General features: G+C 70.3%; 15 protein-coding genes. 7 read left to right on the top strand and 8 right to left on the bottom strand.

Features of this window, described 5'->3' with window-relative positions; all coding sequences use genetic code 11:
- Positions 1-89: 89 nt before the first annotated feature.
- Positions 90-407 (top strand): hypothetical protein, encoded by a 318-nt coding sequence (locus V1227_RS36955; protein WP_236218230.1) that lies wholly within the window; start codon positions 90-92, stop codon positions 405-407.
- A gap of 399 nt (positions 408-806) precedes the next feature.
- A complete protein-coding gene (locus V1227_RS36950) occupies positions 807-3032 on the top strand; it encodes a SulP family inorganic anion transporter (protein WP_329789769.1) in 2226 nt (741 codons plus the stop codon).
- 54 nt (positions 3033-3086) lie between these two features.
- Here V1227_RS36950 and dacB read toward each other — a convergent pair whose 3' ends face one another.
- Positions 3087-4622 carry a D-alanyl-D-alanine carboxypeptidase/D-alanyl-D-alanine endopeptidase gene (gene dacB / locus V1227_RS36945; protein WP_329789768.1) on the bottom strand — a complete coding sequence of 512 codons (1536 nt, stop codon included), beginning with the start codon at positions 4620-4622 and terminating at the stop codon, positions 3087-3089.
- Positions 4619-6049: an NADP-dependent phosphogluconate dehydrogenase gene (gndA, locus tag V1227_RS36940; RefSeq protein WP_329789767.1), complete on the bottom strand. Its 1431-nt coding sequence runs from the start codon at positions 6047-6049 to the stop codon at positions 4619-4621. The genes dacB and gndA overlap by 4 nt, the downstream gene beginning before the upstream one ends.
- 121 nt (positions 6050-6170) lie before the next feature.
- Here gndA and V1227_RS36935 point away from each other — a divergent pair, with 121 nt between their 5' ends.
- Positions 6171-6473: a DUF2218 domain-containing protein gene (locus V1227_RS36935; protein WP_329789766.1), complete on the top strand. Its 303-nt coding sequence runs from the start codon at positions 6171-6173 to the stop codon at positions 6471-6473.
- Here V1227_RS36935 and V1227_RS36930 read toward each other — a convergent pair.
- Complete coding sequence (locus V1227_RS36930) at positions 6456-7049, bottom strand: LysE family translocator (RefSeq protein WP_329789765.1); 594 nt, start codon at positions 7047-7049, stop codon at positions 6456-6458. The genes V1227_RS36935 and V1227_RS36930 overlap by 18 nt on opposite strands.
- A 60-nt stretch (positions 7050-7109) precedes the next feature.
- On the opposite strand from V1227_RS36930, the gene V1227_RS36925 reads away from it, so the two are divergent.
- Positions 7110-7616, top strand: a complete 507-nt coding sequence (locus tag V1227_RS36925; protein WP_329789764.1) for an Lrp/AsnC family transcriptional regulator — start codon at positions 7110-7112, stop codon at positions 7614-7616.
- On the opposite strand, the gene V1227_RS36920 is transcribed toward V1227_RS36925, so the two are convergent.
- The 3 genes from V1227_RS36920 to pyk form a co-directional block, all read right to left on the bottom strand.
- Entirely contained in the window at positions 7613-8170 is a 558-nt protein-coding gene (locus V1227_RS36920; protein ID WP_329789763.1) for a Uma2 family endonuclease, read from the bottom strand. The genes V1227_RS36925 and V1227_RS36920 overlap by 4 nt on opposite strands.
- Positions 8171-8252: 82 nt before the next feature.
- Positions 8253-9155, bottom strand: a complete 903-nt coding sequence (gene tesB / locus V1227_RS36915) for an acyl-CoA thioesterase II (RefSeq protein WP_329789762.1) — start codon at positions 9153-9155, stop codon at positions 8253-8255.
- Positions 9156-9259: 104 nt separating this feature from the next.
- Complete coding sequence (pyk, locus tag V1227_RS36910) at positions 9260-10684, bottom strand: pyruvate kinase (protein WP_236218249.1); 1425 nt, start codon at positions 10682-10684, stop codon at positions 9260-9262.
- A gap of 64 nt (positions 10685-10748) precedes the next feature.
- On the opposite strand from pyk, the gene V1227_RS36905 reads away from it, so the two are divergent.
- Positions 10749-11093, top strand: coding sequence for a VanZ family protein (locus V1227_RS36905; protein ID WP_329789761.1), 345 nt, complete (start codon positions 10749-10751; stop codon positions 11091-11093).
- On the opposite strand, the gene V1227_RS36900 is transcribed toward V1227_RS36905, so the two are convergent.
- The gene (locus V1227_RS36900; protein WP_329789760.1) at positions 11041-11688 is read right to left on the bottom strand and encodes a DUF2461 domain-containing protein; all 648 of its coding nucleotides are present in this window, start codon (positions 11686-11688) and stop codon (positions 11041-11043) included. The two genes, V1227_RS36905 and V1227_RS36900, sit on opposite strands and share 53 nt — an antisense overlap.
- Positions 11689-11764: 76 nt before the next feature.
- Between V1227_RS36900 and V1227_RS36895 the strand changes: the two genes are divergently transcribed.
- A complete protein-coding gene (locus tag V1227_RS36895) occupies positions 11765-13696 on the top strand; it encodes a helicase-associated domain-containing protein (protein WP_329789759.1) in 1932 nt (643 codons plus the stop codon).
- 52 nt (positions 13697-13748) lie between these two features.
- On the top strand, positions 13749-16613 hold the full coding sequence (locus V1227_RS36890) for an NACHT domain-containing protein (protein WP_329789758.1): 2865 nt from the start codon (positions 13749-13751) through the stop codon (positions 16611-16613).
- Here the strand turns inward: V1227_RS36890 and V1227_RS36885 are convergent.
- Complete coding sequence (locus V1227_RS36885) at positions 16603-17427, bottom strand: DNA/RNA non-specific endonuclease (protein WP_329789757.1); 825 nt, start codon at positions 17425-17427, stop codon at positions 16603-16605. The two genes, V1227_RS36890 and V1227_RS36885, sit on opposite strands and share 11 nt — an antisense overlap.
- Positions 17428-17947 lie beyond the last annotated feature (520 nt).

Genomic DNA, 17947 nt, shown 5'->3' with positions numbered 1-17947 from the left:
ATCCATTCGTGTACTGCAACTTGCAGATCGCAGGTACGGCGCGACAGGCTGCATGGGCTGCTTACGTAGGGACTGGAGCTCTGAGCCTGATGGCCGTCACGGTGTTCAGCCAACTGGACAAGTCGCTGCACTCGCACCTGGCCACGCTCACCGATCTGGCCCAGCGCGGCGACGACCAGACCGCTCTCGTGCTCGCCAGGGTTGAGCTCCCGAGGGTGGTGGCGGTGGTCGAGGCGCTGCTGGACGAGCACCAGCCCGACGAGCACGGCCGGTGCGCGACCTGCAGGCGCGGCTGGTTCTCGAGGCGGATGCCCGCACCGTGCCGTGCCTACCTCTCCGCGCAGCTCGTCCTGACCGTCGTCGGGCAGGAGACTGCGCACGGCAAGCACCTGCGCTCGGTGGGCTGATTTCCGGAACCCGATGGTTTAGCTCGTCGGTTCCGCTACGACCTGGGCCGGCTCCGCACCCCCCGACCGGAGCCGGCCCTTCTACGTCATCACCTCGCGTGACGATCTTCGACAAGATCAACACGGTTGGCTGAAAGATCTGCCGCGGCGCGGTTCCCGGCCTCATCATGGAGGGCGACGCGGCCCGATCCGCCCAGGACGCCTGTGCCGACACGGAGGTGTTCCCGTGCCGACCCCGCATGACCGCGCCGACGAGCTCGATGCCGTGCGGCCGCGCCGGTTGCTGCCCTTAGGTCGCGTGCCGCGCCGCTAGAGCCCCACCCCGGCTCACTCCCCTTCCCCGCCCTGCGCCCCAGGCGCACAGGGCCATGCCGTCTTTCCTCCGAAGGGACATCTGTCGTGAACCACCCGCCCAGGTCCAACGCCGGCGAGCACACCCCGCACGGTCCACCGCTGGTGCTGAGGAACGACCTGCCCGCGAGCTTCGTGCTGTTCCTGATCTCGATCCCGATGTCGCTCGGCATCGCGCACGCCACGGGCGCACCGCTGATGGCGGGGATCATCTCCGCGGTCATCGGCGGCGTCGTGGTCGGCGCGCTCAGCGGGGCGCCGTTGCAGATCAGCGGGCCGGGCACCGGTCTCGTCGTGATCGTCGCCGGGCTGGTCGCGCAGTTCGGGTGGGCCGCCACCGCGGCGATCACGCTCGCCGCGGGCGTGCTGCAGATCGCGCTGGGGCTCACCGGGATCAGCCGCCTGGTGATGTCGCTGTCGCCGGCCGTGGTGCACGGGATGCTCGCGGGCATCGGCATCTCCATCGCCGTGGGACAGCTCGTGGTGGTGCTCGGCGGCACGGCGGCGTCGTCCGTGCCCGCGAACGCCGCCCTGCTGCTGGAACAGCTCTCCGGCCCCCAGCTCGGGTCGGTGGTGGCAGGCGTGGTCGCGGTCGCGGTCCTGCTGCTGTGGCCGCGGGTCCCGCGTGCCTCGGTCATCCCCGCACCGCTGGTCGCCGTGGCCGTCGCGACGGGGCTGGAGCTGGTGCTGCGCCTCGACGTCGCGCGCGTCGACCTGCCGGACAGCCACGCCCTGGTGTTCCCGGAGATGCCCGAGGGCAGTGCCGGCGCGGTGGCCACGGCCGTCGTCACGGTCGCGCTGGTGGCGAGCATGGAGTCGCTGCTGTCGGCGGTCGCCACGGACCGGCTGCACGACGGGCCGCGCGCCCGGCTGGACAAGGAGCTCGTCGCGCAGGGCACCGGCAACGTGCTCGCGGGCGCGCTGGGCGGGTTCCCCATCAGCGGCGGCCTGGCCCGCAGCTCCACGAACGTCGCGGCGGGCGCGAAGACCCGCTGCGCCGCCATCTTCCAGGGCCTGTGGATCGCGGTCGCGGTGCTGGCGTTCTCCTCGGCGTTGGAGCTGATCCCGCTGGCGGCGCTGGCGGGCGTGCTGCTGGTCGTCGGGCTCAAGCTCGTGTCGATCGACCGGATGCGGACCCTGTCGCGGCACGGCGAGTTCGTCGTCTACGCGGCGACGGTGCTCGGCGTCGTCCTCTTCGGACTCCTGGAGGGCGTGGTCGTCGGCCTCGCCATCGCGCTCCTGCGCGCGTTGTACCGGTTGACGCACTGCTCGGTGCGCGTCGAGGGCGACCGGGTGTGCGTGCGGGGAACCCTGGTGTTCCTGGGGGTCGGGCGGCTCGTGCGCGAGCTGCGCAGGCTGCCGCTGGGCCGGACCGTGGTGCTGGAGCTGCACGTCGACTACCTCGACCACGCGTCGTACGAGGCGATCGACGACTGGCGCGAGGGGTACGAGCGGCTCGGTGGCCAGGTGCGGGTCGACGAGGTGCACGACACCTGGTACGACCGGGCGAACCAGGGCAAACCCGGACGGCGCAAGACGTTGCCGGGCCCGCTGCCGCGGTGGTTCGCCCCGTGGTCGCACTGGCAGGGCACGCCCGGCGAGGTCACGCTGCCCGCCCAGCGGTCGTCCGCCGAACAGCTCCCGGAGAGCGATCCGATGCTGCGCGGAATGCACGAGTTCGAACGGCGTTCCGCACCGCTCGTGCGGCCGTTCCTGCACGAGCTTGCGGTGCGCGGACAGCGGCCGCGGCAGCTGTTCATCACGTGCGCCGACTCCCGGGTGGTGCCGAACCTGATCACCACGTCCGGGCCGGGCGACCTGTTCTGCGTCCGCAACCTCGGCAACCTGGTGCCGGTGCCGTCGGCGGGCGACAGCTCGGTCGGCGCGGCGATCGAGTACGCGGTGGAGAACCTCGGCGTCAGCACGATCGTGGTGTGCGGGCACTCCGACTGCGGCGCGATGAAGGCGCTCGTCAAGGGGTCCGCCTCGCGCGGCTCGCACCTGCACTCGTGGCTGCGCAACGCCGAGCCGTCGCTGATCCGGTTCCACGCGCCCACCGCCCCCGGCTGCGCGCAGCTGCCGGTGGCCGACCGGCTCGCCGTCGCGAACGTCGCCCAGCAGCTCGACAACCTGCTGGGCTACCCGAGCGTGCGGGAGGCGATCGCCGCGGGCACGTTGTCGTTGAAGGGCCTGTACTTCGACATCTCCAACGCCCGCGTGTACCTGGTCGACCCGGACCGCAACGGGCTGGAGCCGGTGCCGTCACCGGCCTAGAACGTGAGGAGCCGCCCCGGAAACGCTCGGGACGGCTCCACTCCGGACGTTCTCCTAGCAGGTGCCGACCCAGGAGCACTCCACGTCGAAGCGCTCCTTCGCCGGGACCGCGGTGCGGTCCTGCGCCGGGGCCCTGCGCTGCTGCGGCACCGACTGGACCTGCGGCGAGGCCGGCTGGGCGGCGCCGTCCGAGGCCAGGCGCACGGCGATCCTGTCCTCGATGTTCCTCGGGTTGTTGAACAGCAGGACGTTGTTCTGCACCACCGAGAACACGAGGTCACGACCGGCTGCCGTGCGCACGTAGCCGGACAGGCCGGACACGCCGGACAGCGAGCCCGTCTTGGCCTTCACGTTGCCCGCCGCCGGCGTGCCGCGCATGCGGTTGACCAGCGTGCCGTCGACACCGGCGACCGGCAGCGACGCCTGCCAGGCGGCGAACCACGGCTTGGTCCTCGCCTTGACCAGCACCGAGGTGAGGTCGTCCGGCGAGAACTGGTCGAGCCGCGACATGCCGGAGCCGTCGAAGACCTCGACGGCGTTCGGGTCGACGCCGAGGCCCGCCCACTTGGTGCTGAGCTGGTTGACGCCGTTGACGAACGAGCCGCCCGCGGTCTTGACCAACACCTCGGCCAGCATGTTGTTGCTGTCCTTGAGCAACGGCACGTTCAGCTCGCTGAGCTTCATCGACGTGTCGGTCGCGAGCACCGCGGCACCGGCCGGCGCCTTGGCCCTCTTCACCCCACCGGTGACGGTGATGCCGTTGGCCTGCAACGCCTTCTGGAACACCGAGCTGACGAGGCCGGTCGGGTCCTTGACCGTCGAGAGCCGCGTGGTCTCGACGTTCGTGGACCCGCTCACCCTGATCACGTTCGTGCCGTGCTCGCGCTCCACGACGATGCCGGCGCCGCCGGTGGTCGCCGTGGACGCGATCTGCACGTGGTCGTTCGCCGGCTCGACGGTCACGACGGCCGGGGCACCCGCCGCGGCGCCCGGCTTGACGCGCACGACCACCGTGCCGGCGCTGAACTTCGCGTCGGGCGAGAGAGTGAGCGCCGAGGTCTCCGCACTGTAGGAGTACGGCTCGTCGTCCCACGCCCAGCCCGTGCCGTACGGCTGCGCGTCGAACTTGGTGTCGTCGACGACCAACGCGCCGTTGACCGTCGTGACACCGCTGGCCTTCAGCGTGTCCGCGAGCTGCTGGTAGCGCAGCCGGGACATCGTCGGGTCACCGCCGCCGCGCAGCACCAGGTCGCCGTTGAGCGTCGACCCGGACCTGGTGCCGCTGGAGACCAGTTCGGTCTTCCAGCGGTGGTCCGGGCCCAGCAGGTCCAGCGCCGTCGCCGTGGTGAGCAGCTTCAGGTTCGACGCGACCTGCGAACGCCTGCCGCTCTGCCTCGTGTAGATCACTTCACCGGTACCGGCGTCCCGCACGACCAGGCCGACGTCCGCGCCCTTGAGCGCGTTGTCGGCCAGGATCGCGTCGAGGTCCGCGGTGAGCGCCTCGTTGCCGGCCGCTCCCGCGCCGCCGCTCGACGTCAGGGTCAACCCTGCCGCCGCAGCGACGACCACCCCCAGGATTCGTAATTTCACGCTTCCACCTCTGATCGATCACCCGACCACAACGTGTGGAAGCTACCGCTCCTGTCGATGCGCCTGTACGTGTGCGCGCCGAAGAAGTCGCGCTGTCCCTGAACGAGTGCGGCGGGCAGGCGCTCCGAGCGGAGTCCGTCGTAGTAGGCCAGAGCGGACACGAAGCCCGGCGTCGGCACGCCGGATTCGACCGCGCGGACCACGACCCTGCGCCAAGCGGCCTCCGCGTCGCGCACCGCGTCGCGGAAGTAGTCGTCCACCAGCAGGGAGGCGAGATCCGCGTTGTTGTCGTACGCCTCGCGGATGCGGTTGAGGAACCGCGCGCGGATGATGCAGCCGCCGCGCCAGATCGTCGCCATCGCGCCGAGATCGATGTTCCAGTCGAAGTTCTTCGACGCCTCGCGGATCATGTCGAAGCCCTGCGCGTATGCCACGACCTTCGACGCGTAGAGCGCCTGGCGCACGTCGTCGACGAGCTCGGCGTCCGGCTTCGCGACGACCTCGGCGGCGCCGAACGCGTCGCGCACGGCCTTGCGCTGGTCGGTGTGGCCGGACAGGGACCGCGCGAACACGGCCTCGGCGATGCCGGTGACCGGGACGCCCAGTTCCAGCGCCTCCTGCACGGTCCAGCGGCCGGTGCCCTTCTGCTCCGCGGCGTCCTCGATGACCTGCACCAGCGGCGTGCCGTTCGCGTCGACGTGCTTGAGCACCTCGGCGGTGATCTCGACCAGGTACGACTCCAGGTCGCCCGAGTTCCACTGCGTGAAGACCTCGGAGATCTCCGCCGGCGTCTGCCCGCCGATGCGGCTCAGCAGGTCGTACGCCTCGGCGATCAGCTGCATGTCGGCGTATTCGATGCCGTTGTGCACCATCTTCACGAAGTGCCCGGCGCCGTCCGGTCCGACGTGCACGCAGCACGGCTGACCGTCCACCTTCGCCGCGATCTCCTCGAAGACCGGCCCGACGTGCTTGTACGACTCGGCGGGTCCGCCCGGCATGATGCTGGGGCCGTTGAGCGCGCCCTCCTCGCCACCGGAGATGCCGGCGCCGACGAACAGCAGCCCCTTCTCCTTCAGCGCCGCCTCGCGGCGCCGCGTGTCGGCGTAGTGGGCGTTGCCGCCGTCGATGACCATGTCGCCGGGCTCCAGCAGCCCGCTCAGCTCGTCGATGACGGCGTCGGTCGGGCCACCCGCCTTGACCATGATGATGATCTGGCGCGGCGTCTGCAGGCTGTCGACCAGGTCCTGCAGCGTCTCGGCGCCGACGAAGTCGCCCTCGTGGCCGTGCTCGTCGAGCAGGGCCTTCATCTTCGCGGGCGTCCGGTTGTGCACGGCGACCTTGAAGCCGTGGCGCGCGAGGTTGCGCGCGAGGTTGCTGCCCATGGTGGCCAGACCGGTGACCGCGATACGTGCTTTGCCTTCCGTCATAGCGCACAGCCTGCCGTGTTCTCCGGCATTACGCGAGACGTCACAGGGTGTTCTCAGCCTTCGTTTCGCCAGGTGAACCGCGTCACGTGCCGGTACGTAGTGCTAGGCGTACGTTGGCTTCATGGCGGAATTCACGAGCGTGGGACGCTCGGCGACCGACCGTGCCTCCAGGTACGGATCGCAGCTGGTGAAGCACTTCACGCACAAGGACCTCGAAGGGTCCTGGGAGGACGGACGCGGGTTCGTGCGCTTCTCGGGCGGTGTGGCGGAGTTCGAGGCTTCGTCCGACGCGCTGATCATGCGCGTGGTCTCGTCGTCGGAGGAGGACGTGGCCCGGCTGCGCGACGTCGTCGAACGGCACCTGGTCCGGTTCGGGACCCGCGACGAGCTTTCCGTCACGTGGGACTCAGGTAGCGAGAACTGACGCCGCCAGCCCGATGAGAGCGGTCCCACAGAACCGCTCGAACACGGCACGCGTCCTCGGCTTGCTCAGCAACCGGCCCAGCTGACGCGCCGAGGGCACCACGAGGACCCAGAACACCGCGAACACGCCCACCGTGACCGCGCTGAGGAGCGCCGCCTGCGGCAGGGGTGCGGCGTTCGGGTCCATCGCCTGCGGGATGAGGCTCAGGAACGTGAGCATCACCTTGGGGTTCAACAGGTCGCACAACATGCCGCGCAGGAAGACGTTCCGCTGCCGCGGCTGTTCCCCGACGGGCTTGCCGGCGCTCCGGAACGTCATGAAGCCCATGTGGACCAGGTAGGCCGCGCCGATCGCCTTGACGACGAACAACGCCGTCGGCGCCGCCGCCACGAGCGCGGACAACCCGACCGTCGCGAGCGTCGCGTGGACCAGCAACCCGGTGAGCACCCCGAGCGCCGCCTCGATCCCCTGGCGGAGGCTCCGCACCGCGTTCCCCATGACCAGTACGAAGTCGGGGCCGGGCACGACCGTGATGACCACGAGCGCCAGCAGGAACGACGTCCACGCGATGTGCATGGCGCAGATCGTCTGCGCATCGTTCGTGCCTGTTCCAGCAGGTCAGTACGATGTTCGGTTATGCGCGAACAAGCCGAACTCGATTCGGTCGACTGGCACATCCTGGAGGAGTTGCAGAACGACGCGACCCTGCCGAACAGGACGCTGGCGGAGATCGTCGGGCTGGCGCCGTCCTCGTGCCTGCAGCGCGTGCGGCGACTGCGCGACCTCGGTGTGATCACGGGCTGCCACGCCGTCGTCGACCCGGCGACGACCGGGCTGCCGCTGGAGGCCGTGATCTCGGTGAACGTGCGGCCGCACACGCGGGTCGTGGTGGCCGGGTTCCGGGCGTTCGTGATGGCCCAGCCGGAGACGCGGTCGATCTTCCACGTCTCCGGGCAGGCCGACTTCCTGATCCACATCGCGGTCGCGGACTCCACGCACCTGCAGGCGTTCCTGATGGACAAGATCGCCTCGCGGACCGAGGTGCGGAACCTGACCTCGTCGGTGGTGCTGGAACGGGTGGAGACCCGCGCTCTGACGCCGCCTTCGAACCTGCGGCCCACGCACCGCCGCCGGAAGGCTTAGCGGCGGCGGGTCAGCGCGTCGAGGTCGAACGCCAGCGGGGCAGGCCGGGTCAGCCGCACCTCGCCCACGCCGTCCTCCACGAGCTTGTAGATGCCGTCCACGAGTTCGAACGCGGTCAGGCTGATCGGGTCTCCGAGCTCCACCAGCCAGTAGTGCGCGATCCCCGCCTTGGCGTACTGCATGGGCTTGGTGACGCGATCGACGCGCTCGGAACCAGGGGACACGATCTCCACCGCGAGGACCACGTCCTCCGCGGTGAAGCGCTTCGGGTTGCGGTCCGCGGCTTCCGCGGTCACCACGACGACGTCGGGCTTGCGCACGGTCGGCCGGTTCGAGCTGTCGATCACCACGTCGACGTCTTGGTAGGAGATCAGACTTCCCGGGAGTTGCTCGTCGAGCCAGTTGTCCAGCCTGCTCTGAGCCTTCTGGTGCAGGGGTGCGGCTGCGGCCACCACGTGCAGGACTCCATCCACGAGCTCGAGGTTCTTGTCCTCTGGCATCGCGTCCCACTCATCGAGGCCGATCAGGTGATCCGGCCACGCTTCAGCGCTCACATGATCACCTTTCTTCGGCCTGAATGGAGTCTCTTCCGCCACCAGCTCTCACCAGCTTCCTGCTTGGAGATCCTCCATGCCATCACTCGGAAGACTTGATCACCCGGATCAGCCCTTCCTGCACCACGGTCGCCACCAGGGCCCCGTCCCGGGTGAAGAACCGCCCGGTCGCCAGCCCGCGATTCCCGGAAGCGGTGGGCGAAGTCGTGTCGTACAACAACCACTCGTCGGCCCGGAACGGCCGGTGGAACCACATCGCGTGGTCCAGGGAAGCCCCGAGAACCTTGTCCAGGCCCCAATAGACGCCGTGCCGGGCCAGAACTCCGTCCAGCAGCGTCATGTCCGACGCGTACGTCATCACGCAGAGCTGCAGCATCGGGTCGTCCGGCAGCTTGCCGTCGGCCTTCATCCACACCTGTGACGCGGCCTCGCCCGGACCGTCCTCACGCGACTCCCACGGCGGCTCGGTCACGTAGCGGACGTCGATGGGGCGCGGGAACTTCAGGTTCACCAGCGGGTAGCTCTTGGCGGACTCGCTCCACGTCGGCAGGGACTCGGGGTCCGGCACCGGTGGCATGTCCGAGGTGTGCTCGACGCCCTGCTCCTCCACCTGGAAGGACGCGGACAGCGAGAAGATCGCCTTGCCGTGCTGCACGGCGACGACGCGGCGGGTGGTGAACGAGCGGCCGTCGCGGATGCGGTCCACCTCGTAGACGATCGGCACGCGCGGGTCGCCGGGCCGGATGAAGTACGAGTGCAGCGAGTGCACCCGGCGTTCGACCGGGACGGTGCGGCCGGCGGCCACCAGGGCCTGGCCCGCCACCTGGCCGCCGAAGACGCGCACCGGCGACTCGGCGGGCGAGACGCCGCGGAAGATGTTCTCCTCGATGCGTTCCAGGTCGAGCAACGCGACCAGGTCGTCCACTGCGGATTGTCCGGTCAGGCCCGACGGGCTCTCGGCAGCGGCACGGGCGGCCTCAGTCACGGCAGAAACTCTCCTAGCGGCACGGCATCGGCCCCGCGCCCTCACGACCAGTATGAGGGGACGGGGCCGGGGGGCACGACGTATCGGGCTGAGAGCCCAGCCACTTACGCGTGGTCGTCCTCGCCGAGGCGGTGCACGCGGATGAGGTTCGTCGACCCGATGGTGCCGGGGGGCGAGCCCGCGACGACGACCATGAGGTCACCGGCCTGGTAGCGGCCGATCTCGATCATGGCGACGTCGACCTGGCGCACCATCTCGTCGGTGGACTCCACCTTCGGGACCAGGAACGTCTCGGTGCCCCACGTCAGCGACAGCTGCGAGCGGACCGAGGGCTCCGGCGTGAACGCCAGCAGCGGCAGGTGCGTGTGCAGGCGGGCCAGGCGGCGGACCGTGTCGCCGGACTGCGTGAACGCGACCAGGGCCTTGGCGTTGAGGCGCTCGCCGATGTCGCGGGCCGCGTACGAGATCACGCCGCGCTTGGTGCGCGGGACGTGCGTCAGCGGCGGCACGACGACCGACTCGGTCTCGACGGCCTCGATGATGCGGCCCATGGTCTGCACGGACTCGATGGCGTAGCGGCCGACCGAGGTCTCGCCGGACAGCATCAGGGCGTCCGCGCCGTCGAGCACCGCGTTCGCGACGTCGGACGTCTCGGCGCGGGTCGGGCGGGAGTTCGTGATCATCGAGTCGAGCATCTGGGTCGCGACGATGACCGGCTTGGCGTTCTCGCGGGCGATCTGGATCGCGCGCTTCTGCACCAGCGGCACGTGCTCGAGCGGCAGCTCGACACCCAGGTCACCGCGGGCGACCATGACGCCGTCGAAGGCGAGCACGATGGCCTCGAGGTTGTCCACGGCCTCCGGCTTCTCGATCTTCGCGATCACCGGGAGGCGCTTGCTGCCCGAGCGGTCCATGACCTGGTGGACCAGGTCGATGTCGGCGGGCGAGCGGACGAACGACAGTGCGATGAAGTCCACGCCGAGCGAGAGCGCGAACTCGAGGTCCTCGATGTCCTTCTCCGACAGCGCCGGCACGGAGACGTCCATGCCGGGCAGCGAGAGGCCCTTGTTGTTGCTGACGGGCCCGCCCTCGGTGACCTCGCACACGACGTCGGAACCCTCGACGTCGATGACCACGAGGCCGACCTTGCCGTCGTCGACGAGCAGGCGGTCGCCGACCTTGGCGTCCTTCGCGAGCTCCTTGTACGTCGTCGACACGCGGTCGTGCGTGCCCTCGACGTCCTCGACGGTGACGCGGACGACGTCGCCGGTGTTCCAGTCGACCGGACCCGCGGCGAAACGGCCGAGGCGGATCTTGGGGCCCTGGAGGTCGGCGAGGATGCCCACGGCGCGGCCGGACTCGTCCGCTGCGGCGCGGACCATGTCGTAGACCTGCTTGTGGTCGGCATGGCTGCCGTGGCTGAAGTTCATCCTGGCCACGTCCATACCGGCCGCTACCAGGTCGCGAACCTTGTCCGGCGTGCCGGTGGCGGGACCGAGGGTACAGACGATCTTTGCGCGTCGACTCACGTCTAGAGAGAGTAGTCCTGGTTCCTGGACCGATCCCGAACTACCCATCGGTAATGTTTCGGGAATGGGTCGAGTACTGCCTTTTGTGACCGCGGCGTTGCTCAGCGTCGTCGTGCTGTTCACCCCGGAGTCAGGTGTGCCCAGCTCGCCACCCGGCACGGACAAGGTGGTCCACGCGGTGCTGTTCACACTTCTGGCGTTCACCGGCCTGTACGCGAAAATCCCTCGCATCCTGCTCGCGCTCGTCGTTTACGCGGGTGTTTCGGAGGTTCTCCAGCAGGTGATCACGCCGCTGCACCGCAGCGGCGACGTGGTGGACGCGCTGGTGGACGTGCTCGGCATCGGCCTGGGCTGGGCTATCGCCGCGGCTGTTCGCTCACGCCGACGTGGTCCTCGCACCACGCGTTGAAGTCCTTGAGCTGCCTCCACGACTTGCGCACGCGGTCGAGGCACTCCGGCTCGTGCAGCACGTCGTCCGGCTCCCACACCTTGCGCACGTAGATCGACCGGTGCTTGAGCAGGTCGAGGTGCGGGTGGTCGTCGGCGAACCCGCGCGGCTTCGTCTTCATCACGTCACCCGCGAGCGTCCAGCCCTGCTTGAGCAGCTTGTCCAGGATCTTGCGCAGCAGGACGCCGTGCGCGTCGACCGAGGCGCGGTAGCGGGCCAGCTGGTCGGACTGCATGTGGAACGAGCCGCCGCCGGTCATCAGGCCCTCGGGGCTGAGCTGCACGTAGTACGCGCCGCCACCGCGGCCCTTCTCGACCACACCGCCGCAGTGGTCCTTGTAGGGCGTCTTGTCCTTCGCGAACCGCACGTCGCGGTACGGGCGGAACACCTTGCCCTCGCCGAACTCCTTCTCCAGCGCGAGCAGCAACGCCTCCATCGGGGCGCGCACGTCGCGCAGGTAGGTCTCCTTGTTGTCGTCCCAGTACGCCTTCGAGTTGTCCAGGACCAGACCGTCGAAGAAGTCGATGGCGTACTCGCCGAAACCGCTGAACGTCACCGAGTCAGCCTAGGCCGATCGCCCATGTGCGTGAAAATTCGTTTGAGGGCGCACAACCGCGACCATAATCCGACGAATGCCTCGCCGTATCAACGCGCTCGCGACCTGGCTCCTCCGACTCGGTCCCGACGAGGTGACCTCGATCCTCCTGCACCGCCGCGACGTGGCGGACCGGTTCATCCGGACGATGAAGGACCTGGCGACGCAGCTCACCGACTCGGACTCGGTGCACGCCGCCGAGGACACGCTGGACCAGGGCGCGCTCGACGTCCTGGGCACGATCGTGGCGCAGGGCGGCACCGGGACCGTCGACACCGTCTGCACCGAGCTGGGGTGCTCGACCGGCGACTTCGAACGGGCGCTGGACGAGCTCAAGAAGCGGGCGCTCGCGTGGCCGGAGGGACCGCGGCTCATCGCGGTCAACTCGGTGCGCGCCACGGGTGCGGTGCGCGGTCAGCTCACGTTACGGCCGAAGACGCCCGGCAGGCGCAGGGCGTCCGCCATCTCGCCGGTCGTCCCCGCGATGTCCACAGTGGACGGGGTCGCGCGGCTTCTCGCGCACTGCGAGCAGGACGCGTTCGACGCCCGTTACACCGGCGGCGTGGCGACCGTGGAGATCCGGCGGGCCGCGCGGGTGTTGCGGGTCGCGGACGGCGTGCTGCGGTTGTGGCTGGAGCTCGCGGTCGAGGCGCAGCTGCTCGGGGTGGACCGCTCCCGGCTGCTGCCGACCAGGCAGGGCGACGTGTGGCTCGACTCGCAGCCTGGCCCGCGGCTCGCCGCGCTGGTCGGCGCGTGGCGGCGGATGGACTGGCGACCGGCTCCGGACCAGGCGCGGGCGGCGTTGCGCGACTACACCGGCGCGCACGGGCTCCTGCTGCGGCGCAGCGCGCTGGAGCGGTTCTCGGCGGACGAGGCCTTCACCGACGTCGGCGAGCTGGTCGCGGAGCTGGCCTGGGAACGGCCGGCGGTGCACGACCCGCGGGCGACCGCGGCGGTGATCGGCGAGATGGAGGCGCTGGGGCTGGTCGCGGGCGGCGCGCTCACGCCGCTGGGCCTCGCGGTGGTGCACGACGGTGACGTCGGGGCCGCCGCGGCCGCCCTCATGCCGCCTGCGACGGAGAAGGCCGCGTTCCAGACGGACATGACCGCGGTGGTGAACGGGCTGCCGTCGCCGGCGCTCAGCGCGACGCTGAACCTGGTGGCCGACCTGGAGGACAACGACGCGGCACGCGTGTGGCGGCTGTCGGCGGGCTCGGTGCGGCGCGCGCTCGACTCCGGGCTGTCCGCGGACGAGGTGCTCGCCGAGCTGGCCGCCGTGTCGGAGGCCGCGTTGCCGCAGGTGATCGACTTCCACGTGCGCGACATCGCGCGCAAGCACGGGCACCTGACGGTGACGAACGTGGCGAGCTGCGTGCGCGGGACAGATCCCGTTCTGCTGCAGGAGATCGCGAGGTCGAAGCGGCTGGCGTCGCTGAAGCTGCGGTTCCTGGCGCCGACGGTGCTGGCGTCGGACCGGCCGATGGCGGAGACGCTGACGGCCCTGCGCCGGTCCGGGTACGCGCCGACCGGCGTGGACGGCGGCGATCAGTCCATCGTGGAGCACGTGGAGCGGCTGCGGGCACCCGCACGGGGCGAGCGCCGGCCGGACCGGTGGTGGCGCGACGAGGTGGACGACCTGGAGCTGACCCAGCTCGCGGTCCGCCTGGTGGAGCAGGAAAGGCCGTCCGTGGGCCGGGGGACGCCGCGCGCCGACGCCGCCAGGACGCTGCGGGACCAGAACGTCTTCCTGCGCGACGAGGAGGTCCTGCTCCTCGCGTCGGCGCTGGTCGACGGCAGCCGCGTCGAGATCGGGCACGCCAGCGGGCCGCGCAGGACGGAGACGTACGTGGTGGTCCCCACCAAGCACCTCGAGGGCGTGCTGAGCGCGGAGTGCGAGGACGGCACGAGCAGGGAGTTCACGATCGGCCACGTCCGCAGGGTCGCGCTCCCCGCCGACCGGCTGGGATGAACAGCTGGTGAAGTCACCGGGCTCCCGGTGATCACGTGCCGATACTGGGGACGTGGCCGACCCGTTCTCCGCCGGACTGCTGATGGTGCTCGAGACCGTGCTGGAGCGCGTGCTGCTCGGTCTCTTCGAAGTCGTGCACAAGGGAGCCAGGGACAAGAAGCGCCGGCGCGAGCTGACCAGGCCGGGACCGCTGGTCGAACGGGTCAGCGCCGAGCTCGCCCGCGGTGAGCTGAGCACCGTCGAGGAGCACGAGTGGCGGGCCGCCGTGGACGCGGTGCGCGAGTCGATCGAGGCCTCGCTGCCGTTGCGGCCGGACGAGGCGCTGCGCGTGATGCTGACGCCGGAGTCGTTGCGGGCCCACGTGCTGGGCAGGTCGGAGAAGATCCGGCGGGCGGCGGGGCTCTCCGACCAGGCGACGGCGGTGTACGACGCGTTGCTGCTGCGGGTCTGCACGGCGGTCGTCGAACTCGTGTGGTCGCAGCCGGAGTACGCGCGGCGGCTCGCGGTGGAGATGTTCCGGATGGGGCGGGCCACGGCCGACGCCGTCGCCCGGCTCGCGGACCAGCAGCAGCTGGCGCTGACCGCGTCGCACCGGGACTTCGAGGACCGCTACGCCGACCAGGTCGCGCACGCGCTGGGCGGGCTGGAGCTCTTCGGGGTGTCCCGCGGCCGGGCGCCGCGGCGGCACTCGTTCGACAGCTCGTACGTGTCGCTGGCGGTGGCGCGGGTCGGCGACACCGACGAGCTGACCGGGGCGGGGCTGCCGGTGGCGGCGGCGCTCGCGGACACACCTCGCGTGCTGATCCGGGGTGGCGCGGGCGCGGGCAAGACGACGTTCCTTCGGTGGCTCGCGATGAACGCGCTGGGCGAGACGCGGACGTCCGGCGACGAGTGGCTCGGGCTGGTGCCGTTCTTCGTGCCGTTGCGGCACTACACGACGTTGCCGAAGCCGGAGGAGTTCATCTCCTCGACCGCCGCGATGATCGAGGAGGAGAAGCCGGCGGGGTGGGTCACCGCGCGGCTGCGGGAGGGGCGCGCGCTCGTCCTCGTCGACGGCGTGGACGAGCTGGTGTGGGAGCGGCGGGCGGAGGCCCGTGCGTGGCTGGAGAAGCTCGTCACCGCCTACCCGCAGGCCCGGTACGCGATCACGACGCGTCCGGCGGCGGTGCCGGAGGACTGGCTGGAGGACCTCGGCTTCGCCGCGTTCGACCTGTTGCCGTTGAGCGACAAGGGCGTGCGCGACTTCGTCGAGGCGTGGCACACCGCCGGCCGCGACGAGCCGGGCCTGTCGCGGGACGCGCGGGTGTGGCTGACCGAGTGCGAGGCGCGGCTGGTCCTGACGCTCGCGAAACGCCCCGACCTGCGGCGGCTGGCGTCGAGCCCGTTGCTCGCGGGGCTGCTCTGCGCGTTGCACCAGGACCGGAACATGCACCTGCCGCGCGATCGCCGTTCCCTGTACGAGGCGGCCCTGGACCTGCTGCTCGTGCGGTGGGACGAGGACCGGGGGCTCGCGCTGCCGTCGTTCTCGAAGGAGGAGCAGCTCGTCCTGCTGCAGCGGTTCGCGTACTCGCTGGTGCGCAACCGGGAGCTGATGGTGCCGCGCGAGGAGGCCGTGCACCGGCTCGGGAACGCGATGCGCGGGCTGCGGTCGCACGACATCGACCCGGACGAAGCGATGCAGCGGCTGCTCGAACGGGCCGGGCTGCTGCGGGAGGTGTCGAACGAACGGGTGCAGTTCGTGCACCGGACGTTCCGGGACTACCTGGCCGCCAAGGAGGTCGTCGACGCCGGCGACCTGAACCTGTTGGTGGACAGGGCGCATCTCGACGAGTGGCACGACGTGGTCGTGATGGCGGTCGCGCACGCGCGTCCCCGCGAACGGGCCCGTGTGCTGATGGACCTGTTGGCGGGCAACGACGACACGCGCAAGGACGAGCGCGGCCGGGACAAGCTGCGGCTGCTCGCCCTGGCGTGCCTCGACCAGGCCGACGTGATCGAACCGGAGACGGCACGAGCCCAGGTGACCTCGGCCGCCGCGTCGCTGATCCCGCCGACGAGCTTCGCGCACGCCGACGCGCTGTCCGAGGCCGGTTCGTTCGTGGTCGACCTGCTGCCCGGCCCCGAGGCCTCCGAGGAGGCCGCGTACATCGTGCGGACGCTGGCCAACATCGGCGGCGAGGGCGCGTGGGAGCGGATCGCGGAGTTCGTGGCCGTGGACCACGCGATGGTCATCGACGAGCTGCTGCGGGCGTGGCGCAACACCCCGGACGCGGAGAAGTACGCCAAGACCGTGCTGTCCAAAGTGGATTTCGGCGACCGCCGGGTCGACGTCCGCGGCTGGCACCGCATCCAGTTCATCATGCACCTGGCGAAGCTGCGGTACGTGCGGTGCATCGGCAACATCAACCCGCTGGACCCGCTGGGCGCCATGCCGTCGCTGCACCGCCTGGAGCTGTGGCAGAACGAGGTCATGCGCGACCTCTCGCCGCTGGCGGGCTCGCGGTCGTTGAAGGAGCTGCACCTGAGCCGCTGCCGCCCGCTCGGCCGCATCGACCTGACCCCGGTGAAGGACCTCGACGAGCTGCACCTGCACTTCAGCCGCGTCGACCTGGCGTCGCTCCACGGCGGCCTGGTCCGGCGCCTGCGGCTCCGCGACTCGGCCACGGACGACGGCCTGGCCGCGCTGCCGCCGTTGCCCGCGCTGCGCGAGCTGGCGATCGACCACCGCCCGCCCTACCCGCTGGCGGGCCTGGAGCGGTGGCCGACCATCACCGCGCTGGAGGTGTTCGGCGTGCCGGTCGCCGCCGAACTGCGCGACCTGCCCGCGTTGGAACACCTCGTCGTGCACCAGCCGGAGTCACCGGCCCGGCTGGAGGAGCTGCGTCAGGAACTGCCCGGCGTGCGCGTCACCACCTGATGTCGGCGAGGCTGTCGAGCGGCTTGCGCTCCTCCGCGTCGAGCAGCTGGACCGAGGCCGTGTCCGCGGCGTGCAACGAGGCCGGGAAGGTGAAGCTGGTGCGCTTCTCCAGCTCGGTCAGCGACACCTGGAACACGCGGAACTCGTCGAGGTCGAGCGCCTCGGCCAGGACGATGTTCTGGGTGAGCAGGAACGCGCTGCAGCGCAGCTCCCCGTCCACCACGAACGCGATGGCCTTGTAGAACTCGCGCGGGATCGCGACACCCCGGAAGATCCGGTCGTCGACGTTGAACACCGGCCCGCCGTAGACGCTGACCCTGAGGTTGTCCACGTCGACGTCGGCCAGCACCGCGTCCTCCAGCCGCCCCCAGAGCCCTTCCTTCGTGCTCTGGTTGAAGTCGTCCATCTGCGGCGTGATGTTGGTGAAGAAGAACGAGTCCTTGTTCGCCCTCTGCGCCTCCGCCTTGGGCCCCCAGCAGAGGTCGGCACGGCGGGCCAGGTGCCCGCGGTCGAGCCGGTTGTCGCGGTAGAGCTCGTCCCCGGTCTGGAACCCGGCGGGGACCCGCGGGTCCTTGACGAACGGGATGTTGTTGCGGCTCAACGCCTTCATCTCGGCGCCGTCGATGTTCCACGCGACCCAGCTCGCGAACCTGCGCGACTTGCTCATCGCCAGCGAGAAGTGGGTGTAGTCGATGGTGGTCTCGCCGCCCAGCTCCACGGCGTCGGCGGCACCTTGCTCGGTCAGGACCGGGAGGCCTGCCTCGGTGCCGAGGAACTGCGTGTCGAAACCGGTTTTCACGGCTGTGGTGGTCATGGTGTCGCCCCCTACTGGTTCACCTGGTGGGTCGACACTTTTCACGTCGGCGTTAGCTGGGTGCACCCGAACGGCCTAGTGTTCGCCGGGAGTTCGGCTGTGGTTCGTCGGGGGTGGTTGCCTTCTGCGGTGACGTTGCCTTTGCGTGGTAGTCGCCTTGGGTCCTGTATCGCGCGTGGTCGAGTCATCGCCGCTTCGCGACGATTGCGATCGGGGCTTCACTTCGGGGCCCTCGCGAGATGCTGGGCGGCCTGAAAAGCCGAGCAGAAAGGCTCGGCCGGTCCGGGCAACGGTAGCATCTCGCACCCGAAGTCAAGCCCCCATCGCCGTCGTGGTTGCGCCATTACCGCTGCTCAGGCGGGGTTGGCTCGGACGGCTCGGCTTCGCCATTGCGCTCGGTGGCTTGGTGGCTCGCCTAATGAGTGCTGAGCCGGTCGTCTGGCAGGCTCGGTTCTGGTAGCGCTGGTGGGTGAGCACTCGGCTCGCCTGGACTGTGAGTCCTTGCCGAAGATCGTGCCCT

Source organism: Lentzea sp. DG1S-22 (genome assembly GCF_036321065.1).
Classification (GTDB): Bacteria; Actinomycetota; Actinomycetes; order Mycobacteriales; family Pseudonocardiaceae; genus Lentzea; species Lentzea jiangxiensis.
The sequence above is the reverse complement of the archived record's forward strand: the minus strand, read 5'-3'. Positions and strand labels throughout refer to the sequence as shown.

Bases quoted from the DNA above. Each gene is read 5' to 3' on its own strand.
- V1227_RS36935 (WP_329789766.1), top strand. From the start codon at position 6,171: ATGGCGGAATTCACGAGCGTGGGACGCTCGGCGACCGACCGTGCCTCC.
- V1227_RS36895 (WP_329789759.1), top strand. From the start codon at position 11,765: ATGCCTCGCCGTATCAACGCGCTCGCGACCTGGCTCCTCCGACTCGGT.
- V1227_RS36955 (WP_236218230.1), top strand. From the start codon at position 90: ATGGCCGTCACGGTGTTCAGCCAACTGGACAAGTCGCTGCACTCGCAC.
- V1227_RS36930 (WP_329789765.1), bottom strand. From the start codon at position 7,049: ATGCACATCGCGTGGACGTCGTTCCTGCTGGCGCTCGTGGTCATCACG.
- V1227_RS36885 (WP_329789757.1), bottom strand. From the start codon at position 17,427: ATGACCACCACAGCCGTGAAAACCGGTTTCGACACGCAGTTCCTCGGC.
- gndA (WP_329789767.1), bottom strand. From the start codon at position 6,049: ATGACGGAAGGCAAAGCACGTATCGCGGTCACCGGTCTGGCCACCATG.
- V1227_RS36905 (WP_329789761.1), top strand. From the start codon at position 10,749: ATGGGTCGAGTACTGCCTTTTGTGACCGCGGCGTTGCTCAGCGTCGTC.
- V1227_RS36925 (WP_329789764.1), top strand. From the start codon at position 7,110: ATGCGCGAACAAGCCGAACTCGATTCGGTCGACTGGCACATCCTGGAG.